Here is a 16,489-nt window from a genome sequence, read left to right on the forward strand (position 1 = left end):
GAGCGCGAGCCTATCCGCCCGGGGTGACGGCCGTCGGCCGGCCGGTGTGGAGGAAGGGGCGGCGGCCGGCAGGTGCCGGGGTGCGAACGGCACCGCTGCGCCGGCGCACGCCGCCCCTCCTCGATGACCCGCCGCCGGGGTCGCTGGGGGTCCCCCGACGGCGGGCGTCCCGGCGCTCCAGGTTCTGCGATCAGTCAGAACCTCCCCCGTTTCGCCGACCGGCCGAGGCTAACGGCAGCCGCGATAAGAAATCGATAAGCCGGTATTCCCAGCTCAATGCCGCTGGTCGCCGGTCTCGGCGAGGCGGTGCTCGACCTCGAACCGCTCAGGCACGCCCATCCGACGGAAGATCGCCAACGCGCGCTCCCAGTACCGGCGGGCCTTGGCCACGTCCTTTTTCAGGGTGAGTTCGGCGAGACCCACCAACGCCCGGCCCTGCTCGTACGGGTGTGAGATGCGGGTCGCGATCCGCAGCGCCGCTTCGTGCAGCCCGACGGTCCGTTCCGTCCGGCCCATCTGCGCCAGGGTCAACGCCAGGTCGTTGAGGGCAGCGGCCTCCACCTGCCGCTCGCCGGAGTCGACCGCCAGCTTGGCGGCGAGTTCGTGCTGCTCGACAGCCTCCTCGAGCCGTCCCAGGTGCCGCAGGGCCACACCGATGTCGTTGCGTACCTCCGGCTCCGCGTACCGGTGGCCGGTCCGGTCACGCAGGGCCATCGCGGCGGACATCAGCCGGATCCCCTCTGCATGCCGGCCCATCCTGCTCTTGACCGATCCGATGTGGCCGAGAGCGTTGAGCACGTGGAAGTAGTTCTTGTTGAGTCGGGCGTGGAAGAGATGGGTGCGATGCATCCACAGCGCCTCGTCGTACCGACCCAGAGCGGTGAGCGCGAGACCGATGTTCGGCAGGAAGCTCGGCACCTCGTCGCTCTCGAGGAAACGGCGGGCCCGCAGGCCCTGGAAACCCAGCTCGACGGCCTTGGTCAGGTCACCGCGCATCCAGTACACCGCAACCATGTTCGCTCGATAGCGGTCGATGCTCGGGCGGTCGCCGAGATCCTCGGCGATCGCCACCGCCGCGGCAAGGTGTTCGAGACAGGACCCGTACTCCGCCATCCGCAGGTGGGCGGAGGCCAGATAGTTGTGCATCATCGCCGTCGCCCGCTGGTCGCCGAGGGCCCGCGCGGCAGCCAGCCCGTGCGTGTGGATGGTGATGATGTCGTCGAAGTAGGCGCGGATATAGAGAAACCGCCACAGCGTCCGGGCGAGGCGCCAGGTCTGCCCGTGCAGGCCGCGGCGGCGGGCCGCCCCGACGAGCGATACGAGACTGCCCCGCTCCGCCTCCAGCCACTCAGTCGTGGCGGGCTCCGCCATCTCGACGAGGTCGGGCCTGCGCGGTGCGCCCAGCGCCACCTGACTACGGAGAAATCTGGGCTCGACGGTCAGCGCCGCACGCAGTGCTGTGTGCAGCACGAAATCGAGCAGATCTGACAGTGCGCCGTCACGTTGCTGGACGGTGTCGTCGCGTTGCGACAGATCGTGGGAGTACTGGCGGATCAGGTCATGCATCCGGTAACGCCGGGCGGCGATCTCCTCAACCAGGTGAAGGTCGACGAGTTCGTCCAGTGCGAGTTCGGCGGTGTCGGCGGGCAGGCCGGCCAGCGCCGCCGCCATGGGCAGACTCAGGTCGTCGCCGGGATGCTGACTGAGCAGCCGGAACAGCCGTTTCGCGGATGGCTCCAGGAGCTCGTACGACGTGGCGAACGCCCCCGCCACCGACCGGTCCTTCGCCGCCAAATGACCGAGCCGGCCAGCACTGTCCCCGAGAAGCTGCGCCAGGTGAGACACCCGCCAAGCCGGGCGGTTCGCCAGCCGGGAGCCGGCGAGCCGGATGGCCAACGGAAGGTAGCCGCAGTGCCGGACGACGGTTGCCGCGGCCTCGCTCTCCCCCGCCATCCGTGCCGCACCGGCAGTCGCTTCGAGGAGGGCCATCCCTTCCTCGGTGCTCAGTACGGGCAGCGAATACGGGGGGCCGGCATCCAGACCGACGAGTCGGCGACGGGACGTGACGATCACCAGGGTCCCGGGACGCACCGGCAGGAGAGGCGCGACCTGCTCGGCGCTGGCGGCGTTGTCTAGCACCACGATGCTGCGTCGACTGGCCAGTTCCCGGCGCCAGAGGTCGACACGCAGGTCTCGGTCCGACGGGATCCGACCGGCCGGTACGCCGATCTGCCGAAGGAGGACACCGAGTGCGGCGGTCGGGTCGATCCCACCGGAACCTTCGTGACCACGCAGATCGATGAAGAGTGCCGCATCCGGGTAGAGCGGCGCGAGAAGCCGGGCCACGTGCGCCGCCGTCGTGGTCTTTCCGCTGCCTGCCATACCGTCGATGACATGCACTGGGGAGCTGTGCCGCTCCAGCTGGCGGGTCTCGGCCAGCAGCAGGTTAACCGTCTCGGCGCGCCCGATGAACTGCGGCACGGGCCGCGGCAACCAGTTGAGCGACCCCTCCACCGGCCGCCCACTCGCTCCGCCGGCCTGGTCCGTCAGGCCGGGGGCACCGGTGGCCGGTGCAGACTCCCGGGCAGGCCCCGGCAGGTCGCGAAGCAGTTCTCGTACCCGCTGGAGCTCCTCACCGGGTCCGACGCCCAACTGCTTTTCGAGCAATGTTCGGGCTGAGTCGTACGCCTCGATGGCGGTCGCGCGGTCGCCGTGAAGGTGCAGGGCACGGACCAGCAGTGCGTGGGCCGATTCCCGGAGCGGATCACGTGCCAGGATCTCCCGCAGCACGGGCACGGCCTGTTCGGGCCGGTGCAACTCGAGCCACACCTGGGCGAGAAGCTCCGTGGCGCGAAGGCGCTGCTCCTCAGCGGCCGCCACACGGGCGGAGAGAATCTGACCGAGTGGAACTCCGGCGAGCATCCGGCCCCGCCACCGGCGAACCGCCCGGGCCAGGAGGTTCGCCGCGGACTCGCGCTCCTGCCGGCCGATCAGGATCTGCGCCTCCTCGTAATCAGCGGTGAACCGAATCAAATCCAGCTCGCACTGACCGAGGTGCAAGCGGTACGCATCCCCCTTTCGGACGATGAGTGCACCGGCGGAGTCGAGTCCTCGGAGGGTGCGCCGGAGGTTGGCGGCATACGTGCGAACGTTCGGTACGGCAGATCGCGGCGGCTCGACGCCCCACAACTCGTCGACCAGTTCGTCAATCGTCACCAGCTGTTCGGGCACGGTTACCAGCATCGACAGAACCATCTGCTGCTTGGGCGTTCCGAGGTGGACGTCGCCCGACGGGCCTCGCAACGACAAACCGCCGAGAACCTGAAGCTCCAAGAGGCGTCAACTCCGCTTGCCGGCATTCATGACGTCACGATGTGCAGTTCCGATGCCAACACGTGGTGGCGATGCCATACGTCGAATGCCTGATTTCCGGCACTGTCCCAGTCACCTTCGAGCACACAGCGTACGCGTTCATCGGCTCTCAGGGGTCCTCGCCGGACTCACTCGCGCCCTGCATCCCCCTACCGGCCGTCGACGCGACTCGCACCCTCGGACTGGATTCACCACGGCTGGCTCGTCGAGAATCGAGGCGGGCTACGCATCGACGGTGGCATTCCGTGAAGATCATAATGACGTCTGCACGGAAGGCAGCCGTTCGCACTGCACACCCTCAGTAACCCGGCCCACTACAACATATGAACAGCTACCCAACCGGCACTGCCCGACAAGGCAACTGTGCTGACGGCCTTACCGCCACGGCCAGCAGCACGAAGGTGGCCACGATGGCTGAGGGATATGGCATAGCAACCGATTTCGAAAAGCCGCACGCTTTCGGCACGATCGGTGGCGACAGCGCGAGCAAGGACACCAGAAGTCCCGAGAGAATTGCAGAAAGTAACGAAGCAAGGTCGAATTCTCATCTATCGCTCATAGTGACATATATCCCTCCATAATCGGTCTAACCGCGCCTAGGCTAACAGCCGCCAGATCCGAAGCGACGAGCTTCGGTCCTGATTGGGAGGGGCGGCGCCATGTCGGCACACGAGTGGCAGTGAGCGATTGTGGTCACCGGTTGACCCGCCGTAATCTTGAGCGCGGTGACAGGATCGAGCGATCGCAAGACAGAGGCCGAGCGGCAGCTGACGCTGCACGTCGGCCTCGTCTGCGTTCTGGCCTCCGGTGCGGCCGTCGCATCGATACACCAGATGTTGCGCCTCGATCTGGCCAGCGAGCACCTGGCGCTTTCGCTGGCATTGATTTCGATGGCGGCACTCGGTGTCGCGATCAAATGGCGGGTACGCATCCGTGCGACCGTGCATGCCATCTCCTGGAGCGAGACGGCGATCGTCCTGGGTCTTGCGGTCGCACCCGTGTCGCTTGTGGTCCTGACCACTGGCGTCGGGGTGGCGACCGCCCTTCTGCTCATCAAGCTTCCGCCCCTCAAGACCGCCTTCGGCGTGGCCAAGAGCATGCTGCTGGCGGCCGGGGGCGGGGCGGCCCTGACTGCTCTCGGCTGGTCACCGGCGAACGGTGACCTCCGGCAGGCTATCGTCATGATCGGTCTTGCGTACGCGGTCACGGTCGTCCTCGACGAGGCCCTGACGCTTCCGGTCATCGCACTCGCCACGGGCACCCGCGTCGGGCGGCTCTTCCGCGAAGACGTCGGAATGCGTCTCACCAGTGCCGTGGCTCGATTCATCCTCATCGTCACGACACTTCTCATCCTGCACGCTGATCCGCGACTGCTGTTGGCCGTGCCGCCCCTGGTGCTCAGCCTGCACCTGCTCTACTCCAACCGGGTGAAGGCCCGGACCGAGCAGCAGGCTTGGCGACGGTTGGCGCGTACGACCGACGCGCTCAACGTGGTCGACCTCGACCAGGTCCTCAAGACCGCAGTGACCCAGGCCGCCGAGCTGTTCAGCGCCGACGAGGTCGAGATCGAGCTGCGCGAGGGCGGCCGCACGGTGCGGGGCGGCGCCGGCACGATCACGTACGACGGCCCCACCGGCGAGTCCACCCCGGTCGACGGCACGGTGCTCGCCACTCCGCTGGAGGGTCACGACCGGGCCGTCGACGTCGGCGTGCTGCGGCTGCGGTTCCGCGGCCCGGTCCAGCTCTCCGAACGCGAGCAGTACACCCTGCGCACCTTCGCCTCGGCGCTGTGCACCGCGGTGCGCAACGCGCAGGCGTACGCGGAACTGGCCCGCGTCGCCGACGAGCACGCCTACGCGGCCACCCACGACGCCCTCACCGGCCTGGCGAACCGCCGGCACCTGCTCGACGAGGGCACCGAGCAGCTCAGTACCCGGCACGCCGAGGGCGTCACCGCTCTCGTCCTGATCGACCTCAACCACTTCAAGGAGGTCAACGACACGCTCGGGCACGCCGCCGGGGACCAGGTGCTGGTGCAGGTCGCCGACCGGCTGCGCACCGCCGCCCAACCCACCGATCTGGTGGCGCGGCTCGGCGGCGACGAGTTCGCCGTCCTCCTGCGCGGCCTACCGGCCCCGGCGGTGGCCGCGCACCGGGCGGAGACACTGATCGCCACCCTGCACGAGCCGTTCGACCTCGACGGCATGCGGATCAGCGTCGAGGCGAGCGGCGGCATCGCCGCCGCCCCCGCCACCGGCGGCATGGCCGAGCTGCTCCGCCGCGCGGACGTCGCGATGTACCAGGCGAAACGGGTTGGCCAGCGGATCGCCACGTACGCCCACAACCGGGACACGGCCGACGTCGCCCGGCTCACCCTCGGCGGGGAACTGCCCCGGGCCGTCGCCGACCACGAGTTCACAGTCAACTTCCAGCCGATCGTCGACCTCGGCACCGGCGCCGTCACCGGCGCGGAGGCACTGGCCCGCTGGCACCACCCCACCCACGGGGTGATCGACCCCCTGCGTTTCCTCGAGGCCGTGGAACGCTCGGGTCTGCTCCCGGCCTTCGCCGAGGCCATCCTCGACCAGGCGCTCGTCGCCGCCGCCAGCTGGCGGGACGCCGGGTTCGACGTGCCGGTGGCGGTCAACGTGTCGCCCCGCAGCCTCCTCGACGCCCGGTTCCCCGGCTCGGTGCTGGCCCGCCTCCGCGCCAACGACCTGCCACCCGACCGGCTCGTGCTCGAACTGACCGAGACCCTCACCCTCAGCCAGCTGGACATCGTCGACCGGGTGCTCAGCCGGCTCCGCGACGAGGGCGTACGCCTCGCCCTCGACGACTTCGGCACCGGCTACTCGTCACTCTCGCTGCTCTCCCGCATCCCCGTCCACGAACTCAAGATCGACCGAAGCTTCGTGACCGAGATGGAAAGCTCCGTCGAGGCCGCCGCCGTCATCCGCTCCACGCTGGACCTCGGCCGCAGCCTGGGCCTCACCGTGATCGCCGAGGGCGTGGAGAACGAGCCGCAACGCCGCGCCCTCTGGGAGCTGGGCTGCACCGGCGGACAGGGCCACCTCTTCGCGCGGCCGATGCCCGCCGGGACGCTGCTCGCGGCCCTGCGACGCGGCCCGGGCGGCCGTCCCGGCCTGCTCGCGGCGCCGCTGCACGACGCCGGAGCGGTCGTCCGGCTGCCCGCCGGCCGTCGCCCCGCCACCCGCGGCCGCAACCAGCCCGCCTGACCACCGCGCCCGGGCCGCCGGCGAGAAGCGGCCGGGCCTGCTCCACCGGGGCGGTTCTGCCAGACTGGCCCGCGTGACCGCCGCCGCCCCGACCGTCCGCCGCCACGGTTGGCGGGCCATCGACACCGCCGCCGGCGGCCTCGCCCTCGACCTCACCCTCTACGCCGCCTCCGGGGTGTTCGCCACGGTCACCGCGCTGACCTCTACTCTCCTCCCGCACCGGGCCTGGGGCGGCGTCGCCGCCGTCGGCTACCTCGTCGCCGCACTCGCCGTCGCCGGCCAGCTCCTGATCCGGCGGCGGCGCCCCGCGTCGGCGCTGGCCAACCTGCCCGCCCGCTGGGCGCTCACCGCGTTCACCTGGGCCACCACCGCCCTGCTCCCGGTCGTGCTGCAGAGCGTCGAACGGGCCGGCGGGCGCACCGACCGGGCGCAGGAGGAGGTCATCGTCGTCGAAGAGTCCGGCCGCCGCCTGGTCGACACCGGCACGCCCTACCTCGGGCACGACGCGATCGCCGCGCTTCCTCCCGGCGAGCAGCTGCTGGGCTACACGCCGTACCAGCCGGGCATGGCCCTCTTCGGTCTGCCGCGGGCCGCCGTCGACGCCGCGTGGACCGACGCTCGGGTCTGGTTCGCGCTCGCCACCGCCGCCGCGCTCGCGCTCGCCGTGCGTACCCTCCGGCACGCCGGCACGCCCGAGGAGCGCGACCGCCGGGACGGCCCGGTGCTGCGGGGTGTCCAGGCCGCCACCGTGCTTCCGGTCTGTGCGCTCACCCTCGCCGCCGGCGGCGACGACCTGCCGGTCCTGGCACTCTGCCTGCTGGCCCTCGCCCTCGCCGCCGCCGGCCGGCCCGGCCGGGCCGGTGTGGCCGTGGGTCTGGCCGGCGCCCTGAAGCTCTTCGCCTGGCCGGTGGCCCTCGTCCTGGTCATCTGGGGCGCGACCCACCGCGCCGGCCGGCGGGTCGCCGCCGGTGCCCTCGGACTGCCGATCGCCGCTCTCCTGCCCGTCCTGCTCGTCGACCGCGACGCTCTCGTGGAGAACGTCCTGCGCTTTCCGCTCGGCCACGGCCTGGTCACCAGCCCCGCCCAGTCACCGTTCCCCGGCCACCTCGTCGCCACCGCGCTGCCCGCCGGCCGCGCGGTTGCCGGCGCCCTGCTGCTCGCCGCCGGGCTCGTCATCGCCGTCCGGCTCGCCCGCCGCCCGCCCCGCACCGCCGCCGACGCGTCGCTCGTCTGCGGGTACGGGCTGCTCGCCGCGATCCTGCTGATGCCCTCGACCCGGTTCGGCTACCTGCTGTATCCCCTCGCGTTCCTGGTCTGGGCACCCGCGCTCAGCCGGCCCGGATCCGCCAACCACCCGGCGGATCCCCCCGACACGGCGTAAACCTGAGGGATGACCACCTACCGAGACCGAACCGACGCGGGACGCATGCTCGCCGACCGGCTCACCGCTCTCGTCGGCGACCCGGACGTCATCGTCCTCGGCCTGGTACGCGGGGGCGTGCCCGTGGCCGAGGTGATCGCCCAGCGGCTCGGCGCGCCGCTCGACGTCCTCGTCGTCCGCAAACTCGGCATGCCGTGGGCCCCCGAGGTCGCCTTCGGCGCTCTCGGTCCCGGCGACGTACAGGTGCTCAACGATGTTGTCGCCAATCGGCTCAGCCCGGACGACATCGCCGAGGTGCGCCGCCGCGAGCAGGCCGAACTGGACCGCCGCGAGCGGCTCTACCGGGGCGGCCGCCCACAGCTGGATCTCGCCGGCCGCACCGCCGTCATCGTCGACGACGGGCTCGCCACCGGCGCGACCGCCCGCGCCGCCGTCCAGGTCGCCCGCCACCTCGGCGCCCGCCGGGTCGTCGTGGCCGTCCCGGTCGGCTCGCAGGAGGCGTACGAGATGCTCTCCGCCGAGGCCGACCAGGTCGTGTGTCCGCAGCACCCGCCGGAGTTCATGGCGGTCAGCGCCTACTACGACGACTTCCACGAGGTCTCCGACGACGAGGTGACCGAGGCGCTGACCGCGACGGCGTGAACCGACCAGGTACCGTCGGGTGATGAGCCTCACCTGTCCCAAGTGCCACGGAGACATGCGCCAGTACGAGCGCAGCGGCGTCGTCATCGACCAGTGCAGCGAGTGCCGGGGGATCTTCCTCGACCGCGGCGAACTGGAGAAGCTGTTCGAAGCGGAGGCCAACTGGAACCGGCAGCACGCCGCTCCCGGCCCCGCGCAGCCCGGCCAGCCGGCACACCAGCAGGGCGGGTACCCGCCGCCCCCTCCGCCGCCGCCCGCGCCGGCCCCGCACCAGCCCGGCTACGGTGCCGTGCCGCCACCGCCGCCGCCCGCGCACGGCTACCCGCCGGCGCCGGCGTACGGGAGCCACGGGCAGCACTACGGCTACCACGGCCACTACCGGCGCAAGAAGCACAAGAGCTTCCTCGACGAGATGTTCGGCTGAGACCGGGCCCGGTCGGAGCCTCCCCGGCCGTGCACACCCGCCCCGCCCGTGCGACGCTGCGTCCCATGACGGCGCACGTCGCACTGGCGGAGGCGTACGGCGGGATCACCGCGGTCGTCGCCGGTCTCGACGACGTCGACCTGCAACGGCCCACCCGGTGCCGGGGCTGGCTCGTCGTCGACCTGCTCCTGCACGTCGTCGGTGATGCCCAGCGGGCCCTGGTCGCCCTGGCCAGCCCCGCCACCGGTCCGCCGGACGTGGACGACGTCAGCTACTGGCGGTCCCTCCCGGCGGAGGACGGTTCGCGGCACGCCTGGTGGGTGCGCCGCTCGGCGGCCGCGTTCGAGCGGCCCACCGGCGTCGTCCGGCTCTGGACCGACACCGCTCCGGCGGCTGTCCGGGCGGCCGCCGCCGCGGACCCGGACGCCCGCGTCGCCACCCAGGGACACGTGCTGCGGGTCGCCGACCTCCTGGCCACCCTGACCACCGAGGCCGTCGTCCACCACCTGGACCTGGTGGTGGACCTCCCCGACGTGCCCGCGCCCGGTGCGGCGGCGACCCGGGTCGCGGTGGCGACAATGGACGGGCTGCTCAGCGACGACGCAGTCCGCCCCGCCGGCTGGGACGACCACGAGTACCTGCTGAAGGCCGCCGGGCGGCTCCCGCTCACCGACCGGGACCGCCTCGAACTCGGCGAGGTGGCCGGCTGGTTCCCCCTGCTCGGCTGAGCGGGTCGGACGGGACCTCGCGGAATCAGACGATCGCCATGTCCACGAACCGCGACAGGTGGAGCTGGGCTGCGACTGTCACGGTGTCTGTTGGTCCATTTCGATGCTTTGCAACAATAAAGTCCGCTTCGCCCGCTCGCGGCGACTCCTTGTCGTAGTAGTCGTCGCGATGGAGAAGGATGACAACGTCGGCATCTTGCTCAATTGATCCTGATTCGCGCAAATCGGACAATTGTGGGCGCTTGTCGGTGCGTTGCTCGGGGCCACGGTTCAACTGACTCACCGCGATGACCGGGCACTCGACCTCCTTGGCCAGCAGCTTGAGGCCACGCGACAGGTCGGCCACCTCCTGCTGCCGGCTCTCCGTACGCTTCGGCGAGGTCATCAGCTGGAGATAGTCGACGACGATGAGCTTCAGGTCGTGCTTCTGCTTGAGGCGGCGGGCCTTGGCCCGGATCTCCATCAGGTTCATGCTGGGCGTGTCGTCGACGAAGAGTGGCGCCTCGCTGATCTCGCCCATGCACCGGGCCAGCTTGGTCCAGTCGTCATCGGAGAGCTGGCCGCTACGCAGCACGTGCAGCGGCACCCGGGCCTCGGCCGAGAGCAGCCGCATGACAATCTCGACCTTGCTCATTTCAAGCGAGAAGATCGCCGCGGCCTGATTGGCGCGGATTGCAGCGTTTCGGGCGAAGTCCATGCTTGCGGTGCTGTTGTGCGTGGGAATCATGGACCGGCCGGCCAGGTAGAGGTGCTCGGGATTGTCGACCGTCACGCACCGGACCGGCACACTCGGCACCGGTCGGACGTCCACGATGAAACGCGACGTCGACCGCACGTCGGAGATGGTGCGCCGACGGGCGGTGTGCGCCGCCCGCTTGCGCTCGAGACGGAAGATGGAATCTGGTGTCGAGAAGTTCAGGGTGTACGCGGTCGAGGAGTCGGCCGTGCGACCCCGGACCGCCCTCGTCGTGACCGTGCAGCGATAGCCGAGGCTGACCACCAGCTCGTGCACGTCCTCAGCGAGCCGCTTCGAGGTGGAGGTGTACTGCAGATTGCCGGTCGGTGCAACGGTGCCGTCGGTGTCCATCAGGCCGGCCAGCAGCGCGCGGCGCTGCGCCTCGGACGCGCGTAGGTAGTACCCGGGAATGTGCTTCACGGCCGCGACGCCGATCCGTCGAAGCAGGGCGAGAAACGACCCACTCGCCGCTCGGCAGTCGGCGCAACGCTTGACGGCCGGATTGTCGCGGAGCGCGCGGGTGGACCGGCCGCAGTACGCGCAGGTCCGGTCCGGCGAGGCGTCGATCTCGGGCGGCAGGATGGTGTACACCATTCGGCCGCTGGGACGGACGGCGAAACCATCCCGCTCGACGTACTCACAGATCTCTGGATCGGCCGTGGTAAAGCGACTGGCTCCGGTGTGTCCATCGCCCAGCCAGATGCCCAGGGTGTACGGCGGGATCGGCAGATCCCGCTCTGCGAGCTGGAGCGGGCGGCAGTTCTCCACCGCGTGGTTCAGCCGCTGGTCCGCCGTGTCGGTGCGCAGCGTGGCCGCGATCGCCGCGGTCGTCACCACGCTTTCATGGCGGACCCGGGTGGTCGGACCCCCCTGCCTCTCGACCCGGGTGAGCAGCCCGGTCAGCAGCGCTTTGGCCGGGTAACCCGGGGCGCTCCAGTTCCGCGCCTTGCCGGCTCTCGTGACGGGCCGGCTGATGCGGCCGTTGGAGCCGATGTCGGCCGCGACGGTGTGCAGAACGTTGCGGAACTCCGGGCCGACCTGTCCCACAGCATCCGACATCGTGACGAGGTGGTCGGGAACTGCCGCCACCCTCGCGGTCGCCGCCCGGACAGTTGCCAGCGACGATTCCGACCAGCGCCGACGGGATCGCCGCTCGGGCTGCCGACGGCTCGCCCGGGTGGTCGTCTTCCACAGGTGCTCGGCGTCGGCGACGATCACCGTTCCGTCGGAGAACTCGACCTCGTAGCACGGCCGGCCGTACATGACGTCGAACGCCGCCGTGACGGTGGTGGGCCGGCCGTCGGCGGAGAGCAGCTGGTCGCCGGCCTTGACCTCGCCCATGGTGGTCCAGCCGTCCGGCGTTGGCAGGGGCGTATCGAGGGCGAGCGCCTTCCCCAGACCGGGCCGGCCGGCAACGATGATCAATTGCCCTGGGTGCAGGCCGTTGAGCAGGCGGTCGAGGTCGGTGAAGCCGGTGGGCACGCCGGTCATGACGCCGCCCTGGGCGCCTACCGCCTCGATCTCGTCGAGGGTGGGTTGGAGCATGTCGGCGAGGATTGCGAAGTCCTCGCTGACCCGGCGCTCGGTCACGTCGTACACGGCCTGCTGGGCGAGGTCGACGACGTCGTCCACGTCGCGGCTGCCGCCGGCGGCGGTGCCGTAGCCGAGCTGGACGATGCGGGTGCCGGCCTCGACCAGCCGGCGCAGCACGGCCCGCTCGCTGACGATCCGGGCGTAGTAGGCGGCGTTGGCCGCGGTGGGCACGCTGGCGATGAGGGTGTGCAGATAAGGTGCGCCGCCGATCCGGACCAGGTCACCGGAGTCGGCCAGGGCCGCCGCCACGGTGATCGAGTCGGCCGGCTCGCCCCGGCCGTAGATCTCGAGAATGGTGTCGAAGATCGTGGCGTGGATCGGCCGGTAGAAGTCGTTGCTCTTGAGGATCTCGACGACGTCGGCGATGGCGTCCTTGGAGAGCAGCATGCCGCCCAGCACGCACTGCTCGGCGGCGATGTCCTGCGGGGGCGCCTTCTCGTACTGGCCGTCGCGTGGCGCCGGCGTGGGCGGCTGCCCTCCGGGGCGCGGGTCCGCCCGCATGTCGTCGGTGACCGACACGGTCCCCCCTCCACGCCGTCGGATCCTCGTCCCAGCTCTACCGCCGGGGTACGACAACTTGTCGACCTGTGCGGCGATCGGGGGTCATCGTGCGGCAGGTCGGGTGGTCACCATACGGAACGCGCGGTCAACCGCTCAACAGCACCGGTGGACGAGTCTCGGGACAACCTGTGGACGCCGGTGGACGAGCATGTGCGCAGCGTGTGCACAGGCTGTGGACAACGGTTGGGGAATCCACCACCGATACGGCCCTGAGCTGGGTGGATGCAATCCCCACCCTGTGGACGGAAAAATTCCGGTCAGACTTGGACCTCATTTGTCCCGTACTATCTGCACCACCGGCTATGTCTACACAGCGGGTTGCGCTTTCAGGTGGAGAAGGGTCACGCTGCGGCCGTGAGTTACCGGGACTGGGAACGCGGAGAGGATGACCCGCGCGGGCGACGGTCGGCCGCCCGCTGGGACGACCCAGCCGTTCCACCGGTCGACTCGTACGCGTCCGGTGCCGGTGGCTACCGCACGCCGAGCCGTCGCCGTGCCATCGAGCGGGGCCAGGAGGAACCGGTCGACGCCTATCTTCCTCGTTGGGCGCTGGAGTCCGGCGTCCGTCGCGCCGACGGCGGCGGCCGGCACGCGGCCCCGGACGACGACGAGGGGTACGAAGCCTACCCGTCGCGCTCGCCGGACGACTGGGACTCCGACGGGGCGACGGGCGGTTGGCGGCGGGTAGCCGAGACCAGCTGGCGGGAGACGCCGGCGATCGGTGCCGCGCCGGAGTCGGACCACACCCGTGAGTGGACGTTCGACCGGCCGCAGGACCAGGGGTACGTGGGCAGCCGGCGGGCGGGGGACGATCCGGTCTCCGACCTGGGCCCGCAGTCGCGCCCCCGGCGCGCGGTGTCGCGCCGGCAGCCGGTGGTCTGGTCCGGTCTGGAGGAGACGGAGACGCCGGCCGAGTCGGAGCCCGCCTGGTCGCCGGACCGGCCGGCCCGGCGCAGCCGTCCGGCGACCGCCTCCCCTCCGGCCGTGGATCGGTGGGACCGGTCGGCGGCGTCCGCCCCCGTCGACCCGTGGGGCCGGGAGGCGCGACGCGGGCCGGAGCCGGCGTACCGGCCGGCGGTGGATCCGTGGGACGCGTCGGGTGTGCACGCGTGGCAGCCGGCCGACGAGGTCGACCGGTGGGGCCGGGGCGAGGGCCCGGACCGGTGGGACCGGACGGACGCCACCGGCCGGTGGCAGCAGCCGGACGCGACCGGTCAGTGGGACCGGTACGTGGAGCCGGCGTGGGAGCGTACGGAGGCGCCCCGCTCGGACGGCGGCGCCGAGGGTTGGTCGTGGGCGCGGGACGAGCGGGATGACGGGTTCTGGTCCGGCACCCGCCTGGCCGGGGACGATCCGCGGTGGATGGACCCTCCGCCGTCGGCACCGCGCTCCCCGGTGGTGTCGTACACGGCTCCGCGTCCGCGTACGGCGTCGCGGCGGCGGGTGGAGCGTCCGCTGGCACCGGCCTCGGTCGGCACGGTGCGCCGCCGGGTCGAACCGGTGGGTTCGGGACCGTGGTCCCGCCGTCTCGAGGACGACCTGCTCGATCCGGACACCGGTGGGCCGCTGCGACCGTTGCTCTACACGGCGGCGTGCTATCTCCTGCCCGCGTTGGTGATCTTCGTGTGGGTGTTGACGCTTGACGCCTCGGCGCCGGCCGGCTGCGTCACCGACATCAGCGGTGGAGGGTGCGATTCGTCGCGGTCGCGGGCGCTCGGTTCGCTCGCGGAGGGCATGCCGCGGTTCGGGCTGGCGCTGGTGAGCAGCCTCGTCGTCGCGGTGCTGCTGCGTCGGGTCGGGACGACGTGGCGGGCGGCGACCGTGGCGCTGGCAGCGGCGGTTGTCGGCGGTGGCGTGTCGACGGTGATGATCAGCGCGATCACCGGTCAGCCGATCGGCTGACCAGGCGCGGTCCCGCGCGTCGGACGGTCCGCTCCGGCCCGGGCCGCTGGTGCGGAGTGCTGCGACCGGGATCGGTGTGCGGCGGGCCCGGCACCCGGCGGTGGCCCGACCTGTCGAGGCGGCGCGGACGCGAACAGGGCCCGCGCCGGAGTCGGCGTGGGCCCTGTCGTGTCGCTGGCCGGGGTGTCAGCTCTTGGTGACGCTGAGGTCGAACGTGGCGGTCACCTCGGGGTGCAGCCTGATCCGCACCGGGTAGGAGCCGGTCGACTTGATGTGACCGGGGAGCTCCAGCCGGCGGCGGTCCAGCGTCGGGCCACCGGCGGCCTTCACGGCCTCGACGACCTCGGTCGGGGTGACCGAGCCGAAGAGCCGGCCGCCGTCGCCGGCGCGGGCCTTGAGGGTGACCTTCAGGCCCTCGAGCTGGCCCTTGACCTCGTTGGCGTGACCGAGGTCGCGGATCTCGCGGGCGGACCGGGCCCGCTTGATCAGCGTGACCTGCTTCTCCGCGCCCTTGGTCCAGGCGATCGCGAAGCCCTGCGGCAGCAGGTAGTTACGGCCGTAGCCGTTCTTGACCTCCACGATGTCGCCCGGGCTGCCGAGGCCGGACACCTCCTGAGTCAGAATGATCTTCATCTCGGTGCCCCCTCTCAGCGAGCCGTCGCCGTGTACGGCAGGAGCGCCATCTCGCGGGCGTTCTTGACCGCACGGGCGATCTGCCGCTGCTGCTGCGAGGTCACGCCGGTCACCCGCCGAGCGCGGATCTTGCCGCGGTCGGAGATGAACTTGCGCAGCAGCGCGGTGTCCTTGTAGTCGATGTACGTGATCCCGTCCTTGTCGAGCGGGTTCACCTTCTTCTTCGGCTTGCGAAGTGCCGCAGCCTTGGCCATTGCTCTTGCTCCTGGTTTGCGATCGCGGGCGCTCGGCGCCATCAGAACGGGGGCTCTTCGTCGAAGTTGCCGCCACCGGATCCGCCGCCGCGCGAGGGGGCGGGAGCCGCCGAGGCCCAGGGGTCGTCGAAGTTGCCTCCGCCGCCCTGGCCACCACCGCCACCGAAGCCGCCGCCACCGCCACCCGAGCGGGACATCTTCTGCACCTTCGCCGTGGCGTAGCGCAGCGACGGGCCGATCTCGTCGACCTCCAGCTCGATGACGGTGCGCTTCTCACCCTCACGGGTCTCGTAGGACCGCTGCCGCAGCCGGCCGGACACGATCACGCGGGCGCCGCGCTGCAGCGACTCCGCGACGTGCTCGGCGGCCTGCCGCCAGACGGTGCACGAGAGGAACAACGGCTCGCCGTCCTTCCACTCACCGGACGCCTTGTCCATGAACCGGGGCGTCGAGGCGACCCGGAACTTGGCGACCGCCGCGCCGGAGGGGGTGAACCGCAACTCGGGGTCATCGGTCAGGTTGCCGATGACCGTGATGGTGGTGTCTCCTGCCATGACCATCTCCTCGCGCACTCATCGTCTCGCCGTACAGGCTCTCAGAGCCGTCCGACAATGCCGACGAGGCTGATCCGGGGGTGCCGGGTCGGAACGCGACTAGCGCGTCTCCGGCCGGATGACCTTGGTGCGCAGCACCGACTCGTTGAGTCGCAGCTGACGATCCAGCTCAGCCACGGCCGCAGGCGTGGCCTGCAGGTCGACGACGGCGTAGATGCCCTCGGTCTTCTTGTTGATCTCGTACGCGAGGCGCCGGCGGCCCCACACGTCGGTCTTCTCCACCGAGCCACCCGCGGTCCGGATCACGTTCAGGTACGTGTCGAGCGACGGGGCGACGGTGCGCTCCTCGAGGCTGGGGTCGAGGATCACCATGATCTCGTAATGACGCAAGACGTGCTCACCTCCTGTGGGCTAAGCGGCCACGGTCCTTCCGTGGCAGGAGGTCGTGCGTCGTGGCCCGGACCGGACCGGGG

The 16,489-nt window shown here is 71.0% G+C and carries 12 protein-coding genes; 6 read left to right on the plus strand and 6 right to left on the minus strand.

The features are described 5' to 3' along the window. Nucleotides 1-273 precede the first annotated feature (273 nt). Nucleotides 274-3,333 carry an AfsR/SARP family transcriptional regulator gene (locus ABTW87_RS18775; protein ID WP_350652099.1) on the minus strand — a complete coding sequence of 1,020 codons (3,060 nt, stop codon included), beginning with the start codon at nt 3,331-3,333 and terminating at the stop codon, nt 274-276. A gap of 764 nt (nt 3,334-4,097) precedes the next feature. Here ABTW87_RS18775 and ABTW87_RS18780 point away from each other — a divergent pair. The 5 genes from ABTW87_RS18780 (at nt 4,098) to ABTW87_RS18800 (ending at nt 9,783) form a co-directional block, all read left to right on the plus strand. Then, complete coding sequence (locus ABTW87_RS18780) at nt 4,098-6,608, plus strand: putative bifunctional diguanylate cyclase/phosphodiesterase (RefSeq protein ID WP_350652100.1); 2,511 nt, start codon at nt 4,098-4,100, stop codon at nt 6,606-6,608. A 73-nt stretch (nt 6,609-6,681) separates the two neighbouring features. After that, the gene (locus ABTW87_RS18785; RefSeq protein WP_350652101.1) at nt 6,682-7,989 is read left to right on the plus strand and encodes a glycosyltransferase 87 family protein; all 1,308 of its coding nucleotides are present in this window, start codon (nt 6,682-6,684) and stop codon (nt 7,987-7,989) included. A gap of 9 nt (nt 7,990-7,998) precedes the next feature. After that, nucleotides 7,999-8,631, plus strand: coding sequence for a phosphoribosyltransferase (locus ABTW87_RS18790; protein WP_350652102.1), 633 nt, complete (start codon nt 7,999-8,001; stop codon nt 8,629-8,631). 19 nt (nt 8,632-8,650) lie between these two features. After that, complete coding sequence (locus tag ABTW87_RS18795; RefSeq protein WP_350652103.1) at nt 8,651-9,055, plus strand: TFIIB-type zinc ribbon-containing protein; 405 nt, start codon at nt 8,651-8,653, stop codon at nt 9,053-9,055. Between the two features lie 65 nt (nt 9,056-9,120). Further along, nucleotides 9,121-9,783 carry a maleylpyruvate isomerase N-terminal domain-containing protein gene (locus ABTW87_RS18800; RefSeq protein ID WP_350652104.1) on the plus strand — a complete coding sequence of 221 codons (663 nt, stop codon included), beginning with the start codon at nt 9,121-9,123 and terminating at the stop codon, nt 9,781-9,783. Nucleotides 9,784-9,808: 25 nt separating this feature from the next. Here ABTW87_RS18800 and dnaB read toward each other — a convergent pair whose 3' ends face one another. After that, nucleotides 9,809-12,631: a replicative DNA helicase gene (dnaB, locus tag ABTW87_RS18805; protein ID WP_350652105.1), complete on the minus strand. Its 2,823-nt coding sequence runs from the start codon at nt 12,629-12,631 to the stop codon at nt 9,809-9,811. 396 nt (nt 12,632-13,027) lie between these two features. Here dnaB and ABTW87_RS18810 point away from each other — a divergent pair, with 396 nt between their 5' ends. Next, nucleotides 13,028-14,575 (plus strand): hypothetical protein, encoded by a 1,548-nt coding sequence (locus tag ABTW87_RS18810; RefSeq protein WP_350652106.1) that lies wholly within the window; start codon nt 13,028-13,030, stop codon nt 14,573-14,575. Between the two features lie 186 nt (nt 14,576-14,761). On the opposite strand, the gene rplI is transcribed toward ABTW87_RS18810, so the two are convergent. The 4 genes from rplI to rpsF form a co-directional block, all read right to left on the minus strand. After that, nucleotides 14,762-15,208, minus strand: a complete 447-nt coding sequence (rplI, locus tag ABTW87_RS18815; protein ID WP_350652107.1) for a 50S ribosomal protein L9 — start codon at nt 15,206-15,208, stop codon at nt 14,762-14,764. 14 nt (nt 15,209-15,222) lie between these two features. Then, entirely contained in the window at nt 15,223-15,462 is a 240-nt protein-coding gene (rpsR, locus tag ABTW87_RS18820; RefSeq protein WP_007073789.1) for a 30S ribosomal protein S18, read from the minus strand. A 41-nt stretch (nt 15,463-15,503) separates the two neighbouring features. After that, nucleotides 15,504-16,034 carry a single-stranded DNA-binding protein gene (locus ABTW87_RS18825; RefSeq protein WP_350652108.1) on the minus strand — a complete coding sequence of 177 codons (531 nt, stop codon included), beginning with the start codon at nt 16,032-16,034 and terminating at the stop codon, nt 15,504-15,506. 81 nt (nt 16,035-16,115) lie between these two features. Next, on the minus strand, nt 16,116-16,406 hold the full coding sequence (gene rpsF, locus ABTW87_RS18830) for a 30S ribosomal protein S6 (protein ID WP_350652109.1): 291 nt from the start codon (nt 16,404-16,406) through the stop codon (nt 16,116-16,118). Between the last annotated feature and the right edge of the window lie 83 nt (nt 16,407-16,489).

This window comes from Micromonospora sp. NPDC126480, assembly GCF_040302465.1.
Lineage (GTDB): Bacteria > Actinomycetota > Actinomycetes > Mycobacteriales > Micromonosporaceae > Micromonospora.